The sequence below is a fragment of the Pseudomonas sp. UBA6276 genome, from assembly GCF_002438365.1.
Taxonomy (GTDB): domain Bacteria; phylum Pseudomonadota; class Gammaproteobacteria; order Pseudomonadales; family Pseudomonadaceae; genus Aquipseudomonas; species Aquipseudomonas coleopterorum.
The window spans coordinates 1-4,748 of the sequence record NZ_DJUS01000039.1 but is presented as its reverse complement, the minus strand read 5'-3'; the positions used below and the strand labels follow the sequence as shown (position 1 = coordinate 4,748).

Annotated in this window: 5 protein-coding genes; 1 reads left to right on the top strand and 4 read right to left on the bottom strand. The window is 64.5% G+C overall.

The window, feature by feature from the left end:
- The first annotated feature begins 42 nt into the window (after positions 1–42).
- Entirely contained in the window at positions 43–954 is a 912-nt protein-coding gene (locus B2V21_RS04580) for a S66 peptidase family protein (RefSeq protein WP_286916150.1), read from the top strand.
- Between the two features lie 25 nt (positions 955–979).
- Here B2V21_RS04580 and B2V21_RS04575 read toward each other — a convergent pair whose 3' ends face one another.
- From B2V21_RS04575 to B2V21_RS04560, 4 genes are all read right to left on the bottom strand, one after another.
- Positions 980–2,299, bottom strand: coding sequence for a lytic murein transglycosylase (locus B2V21_RS04575; protein WP_286916149.1), 1,320 nt, complete (start codon positions 2,297–2,299; stop codon positions 980–982).
- 263 nt (positions 2,300–2,562) lie between these two features.
- Positions 2,563–3,600 carry a DNA polymerase III subunit delta gene (gene holA / locus B2V21_RS04570; RefSeq protein WP_286916148.1) on the bottom strand — a complete coding sequence of 346 codons (1,038 nt, stop codon included), beginning with the start codon at positions 3,598–3,600 and terminating at the stop codon, positions 2,563–2,565.
- A gap of 74 nt (positions 3,601–3,674) precedes the next feature.
- Positions 3,675–4,280 (bottom strand): LPS assembly lipoprotein LptE, encoded by a 606-nt coding sequence (gene lptE / locus B2V21_RS04565; RefSeq protein ID WP_049860849.1) that lies wholly within the window; start codon positions 4,278–4,280, stop codon positions 3,675–3,677.
- A gap of 72 nt (positions 4,281–4,352) precedes the next feature.
- On the bottom strand, positions 4,353–4,748 hold a 396-nt coding region (locus B2V21_RS04560; protein ID WP_286916147.1), incomplete at its 5' end, for a class I tRNA ligase family protein.

Sequence of the window (4,748 nt, the reverse complement as noted above, 5' to 3'; positions counted from 1 at the left end):
CCGCCTGGTCTACGCCGGACCCACGATTGCGGAGTTTTTCCCATGCAATTACCCCCACGCCTGCCCGACCACGGCACGATCGCCCTGATCGCGCCGGCGGGCCCCATCGAGCTGGACATCGAAGCTGCTTGCGCCTGGGCCCGAGCGCGCGGCTACACGCTGCGGATCTACCCCGGTGTTGCGCTGGCCCAGGGTTATCTGGCCGGTAGCGACGAGGCCCGCCTGCAAGACCTCCACGACGCGTTTTCCGATCCCGAAGTAGATGCCATTTTCTGCCTGCGTGGTGGCTACGGTACGCCCCGTCTGCTGGACAAGATCGACTTCCCGCTACTGGCGCGCCACCCCAAACCCTTCGTGGGCTACAGCGATATCACCGCGCTGCATGTGGCCATCGCTCGCCATGCCGGGTTCGTGACCTTCCATGGGCCGCTGTTCAAATCCGATCTGCTGACGCAGAAGCAAGCGCCGACCGAGTCTTCGTTGTGGCAGATGCTGCGCGGAGAGTTGGGAGCAGGAGACCTGTTGCGGCATCCGCCAGCGTGGCCGCTGACCACGGTACTGCCTGGCCAGGCTCAAGGACGATTGATGGGCGGCAACCTGGCGATGATCAGTGCCACGCTGGGAACGCCGTACGAGCTGCCTGGCGAGGACATCGTGCTGTTCATCGAGGACGTCAACGAGCCGCTGTACCGCGTGGATCGTTTCCTGACCCACCTGCGCCTGGCCGGCAAGCTGCGTGGGGTGCGGGGTGTGATCGTGGGCGACTTCGCGGGCATCGGTGTCGAGCAGATGACGCCGCTGCTGCTCGATACGTTTCAGGCCGATGGCATTCCAGTGCTGGCCGGCTGGCGCAGTGGTCATTGCGATCCGAACCTGACTTTGCCGCTGGGCGTGCAGGTCAGGCTTGACGCCACTGAGCGGCAGGTCTGGTTGGAGCAGGATGTGGTGGCCTAGGCGACGCCAAGGCCACCACATCCTGTTACTGCTGCGCCCGCAAGGCTTCCAGCAGCTTGTGGGTCGGATAGCCGTCAGCTGGCCAGCCCAAGGTTTGCTGCGCGCTGCGGATGGCCTTGCGCGTGTTGGCGCCGATGATGCCGTCTGGAGCGCCGGCATCGTAATTGCGCGCGGTTAACCGGCTCTGCAGTTCGATGCGCTCGGTGCGTGTGAGGGGCATGTCATCTTTCGGCCAAGTGCCTTGAATGTAGCCCGAACCCTGGAAGCGCTGTGCCAGCAGGCTTACGCCCAGCGCGTACGACGAAGAGTTGTTGTACTTCAGGATCGCGCGGAAATTATCGAACACCAGAAAGGCCGGGCCGCGGTAGCCGGCGGGCAGAAGCAGCGCCGCCGAGGCATTCTCGCTGCCCGCCGGGACTGCGCCGCCGGGCATCGTCGCTACACCCAGACGCTGCCAGTCGCTGACCGGCTTGCGGCTGCTGCCGTCGGCCAGGGCGTAGTCGAAGCCCTCGGGCAGGCGCACTTCCAGGCCCCAGGTCTGGCCGCTCTGCCAGCCAGAGCTTTGCAGGTAGTGGGCCGTAGAGGCGAGGGCGTCGGCGGCGCTGTTCCAGATGTCGCGGCGACCATCGCCGTCGAAGTCCACAGCGTGGGAATTGTAGGTGGTGGGGATGAACTGGGTCTGACCCATGGCACCGGCCCACGAGCCGAGCATGCGCTCAGGTGGGATGTCGCCATTCTGCAGGATCTGCAGCGCAGCCAGCAGCTGGCTTTGCGCGAACTCAGGGCGGCGGCCTTCGTAAGCCAGAGTCGCCAACGAGCGGATCACCGATTTGTCGCCCTGGATCTGACCGAAGCTGCTTTCCATGCCCCACACGGCAACCAGCACCTGGCGCTCGACGCCGTAGCGCTGCTCGATGCTCGTCAGCACGTCCGCATACTGGTCAAGCATGGCCTGGCCACGGCGCACGCGAGTCGGGGAGATGGCGCCGTCGAGGTATTCCCACACCGGACGGCTGAATTCAGGTTGGCTGCGATCAGCCTTGATTACGCTCATGTCGGGCATGACGCCCTCGAAGGCGCGGTCGAACAGCTGCGCGTCGACGCCGCTGCGCAGCGCTTGCTGGCGGAAGCCCTGTTGCCATTCTGCGAATGTCTGGGTTGGCAGCACCGGGGTGTCGACGCTGCTCGGCGCGGGCGCCATGGGCACCGGCAGGGAAGGCTGGACGATCGGAGCGGGCAGGGTGTCGGCGACGGTGGGTTTTTCCGCGCAGGCAACCAGCAAGGCCAGGCAGGTAGTCACGGCGAACTGGCGCATGGGCCAGCCAGAGGTACGACGAGAAGACATTCACAAGTCCAGGGCTTTCGGGGCAGAGGCAAACCTTAACATGCCAGCCGAACCTGTAGCATGGGTTTAGCCTTGTCAGCGATCAGCCCGCCACGCTGCAGTGCGGCTTTGCGGGAGCGGGCTCTGCCCGCGAATGCAGCGCCCGTGTGTATCTCGCATACCGCAGCGAGGCTTTGTGGGAGCGGGCTCTGCCCGCGAATGCAGCGACGCAATGTATCTGACACACCGCAGTGGATGCTCCATCTGCCCACCAGAATGCTGCGCTATTCGGCCGGAAGGGCCAGGCGCTGGCCCGCCATCAACAGCGATAACCGCGACAACCCCACCCACACCGAACCTGGCGCCTGGCCCTTGATCTGCGCGTCGATGCGTTGTGCATCCTGCAGCAACTGCGCCCAGCGCAGTGCCGAATGCCGCTGCAGAGCCTTGCTCATCAGCGGCTTGCGCTTGTCCCAGACGGGCGGGCGGGCCTGGCTGAAAGCCTTGTCCAGCGGCACCCCCTGGCTGTACTGCTGCGACAGGCTGGCCAGCAGGCGCAGCTCGCGGGCCAGCGCCCAGAGGATGACCGGCGGCTCGACACCTTCGCCGCGCAACCCTTCGAGCATGCGCAGAGCATGTTCGGCCTGGCCATTGAGGATCGCATCGATCAGGCCGAACACGTCGAAGCGAGCACTGTCGGCGACCGCCGATTGCACCGTCTCCAGCGTGATATGGTTACCCTCGGCCAGTAACTTGAGCTTTTCGATCTCCTGCGCGGCCGCCAGCAGATTGCCCTCTACCCGCGCGGCGATCAGCTCCACCGCATCCGGTTGCGCCGCCAGCCCGGCCTGGGCCAGGCGCTGGCGGATCCATTGCGGCAACTGCTGCGCATCCACCGGCCAGATCTGCACGAACTGCGTGTGCGCACCATCCACCAGGGCCTTGCCCCATTTGGTTTTCTGCGCACTGCCGTCCAGCTTGGGCAGGCTGATCAACAGCACGGTATCTTCGGCAGGTCGTGAGCAGTATTCGATCAGCGCCGCAGCGCCCTTGTCACCCGGCTTGCCTGAAGGCAGGCGCAGTTCCAGCAGGCGCCGCTCGGCAAATAGCGACAGGCTGGCACCGGCCTGCAGCAGCGTGCCCCAATCGAAGTTGCTGTCGGCACTGAACACCTGACGTTCGTCGAAGCCTTGCTGACGCGCCGTGGCACGTATGGCGTCCGCCGCTTCCTGGCAGAGCAGCGGATCGTCGCCGCTGACCACATAAACAGGCGCAAGCGGGCCTTGTAGGTGTTTGCCGAGCTGGGCGGGGCTGATTTTCATGGACGCATCGACAGGATTGAACACTTCACGGGTGCGATGGCAGCGAAAAGGGCGCCTGAGCGCCCTTGTCTGCCTTACTGATTGGGGATCTGGATTGGCGACTGCTGGGGCGTTGCATCCATCACACGCTGAGCTTCGGCGGCCGCATCGGCTTCGGCCTTGGCGCGTGCGTCGGCATCTACCTGCAGCTTTTGCAGCTGGGCAGGGGTGATCTGCTGCAGACGCAGCATCATGCGCTGGACCAACTCGTTGCGCATTTCACGACGCACCTGGCTGGCTTCCTGGTCCGAACCGGTCAGGTTGTTGCCGTCGTGAACATAAACCTTCTGCACTTCGATCTTGTCGTTGAGCAAGCTCAGGTTGTTCTGCCCGCGAATCTCATATTGCAGCATGTTGCTCAGCTCGTACTCGGACGAGCGCGCCGAACCGCTGTAGCTGGCGGTGCGACGATCCTCGCGCTCGTTCACCAGGTCCAGGGTGTACGGTGCGCCGCTGGCCACGTGGACCCCGCTGTTCTGCAACGCCTTGCGCAATTGCACCACGGTCTGGCCGTAGGCGTCGCGCGCAGTAAGGTTGAGTTCCTTGATGGCCATCTCGTTGGTGCCGGTGCCGCGGAGCTGGAAACCACAGGCGCTCAGCAGGACAGCCAGGCCCATAACCAGCAGATTGCGTTTGATCATCTTGTTGCTCCCTAGAAACCTTGTTGGCTGTGGCATGCGTGACGGGCGCCCGGTGAAGCGGGCGCCGGTCGATCAGCTGGCGACGATGTTGACCAGTTTACCCGGTACGACGATGACCTTGCGGATGGTCAGGCCGTCGGTGAAACGCAGCACGTTTTCGTTGACCCGTGCGGCGGCTTCGATCTCTTCGCGGCTGGCACTGGCAGGCATGTCGATCTGGCCGCGCAGCTTGCCGTTGACCTGGATGACCAACTGCAGACTGTCCTGCACCAGGGCCGATTCGTCCAATACAGGCCAGCCGGCATCGATCACCGCATCGGCGTGGCCCAGCTGCTGCCAGAGCTCGTGGCTGATGTGCGGCGTGATCGGTGCCAGCAGCAGGGTCACGGTTTCCAGACCTTCGTGCAGCAAGGCACGATCCTGAGCCGTGGCCTGCGGGGCCTTCTCCAGCACGTTCATCAGCGTCAT

Bases quoted from the DNA above. Each gene is read 5' to 3' on its own strand.
- holA (WP_286916148.1), bottom strand. From the start codon at position 3,600: ATGAAAATCAGCCCCGCCCAGCTCGGCAAACACCTACAAGGCCCGCTT.
- B2V21_RS04580 (WP_286916150.1), top strand. From the start codon at position 43: ATGCAATTACCCCCACGCCTGCCCGACCACGGCACGATCGCCCTGATC.
- lptE (WP_049860849.1), bottom strand. From the start codon at position 4,280: ATGATCAAACGCAATCTGCTGGTTATGGGCCTGGCTGTCCTGCTGAGC.
- B2V21_RS04575 (WP_286916149.1), bottom strand. From the start codon at position 2,299: ATGTCTTCTCGTCGTACCTCTGGCTGGCCCATGCGCCAGTTCGCCGTG.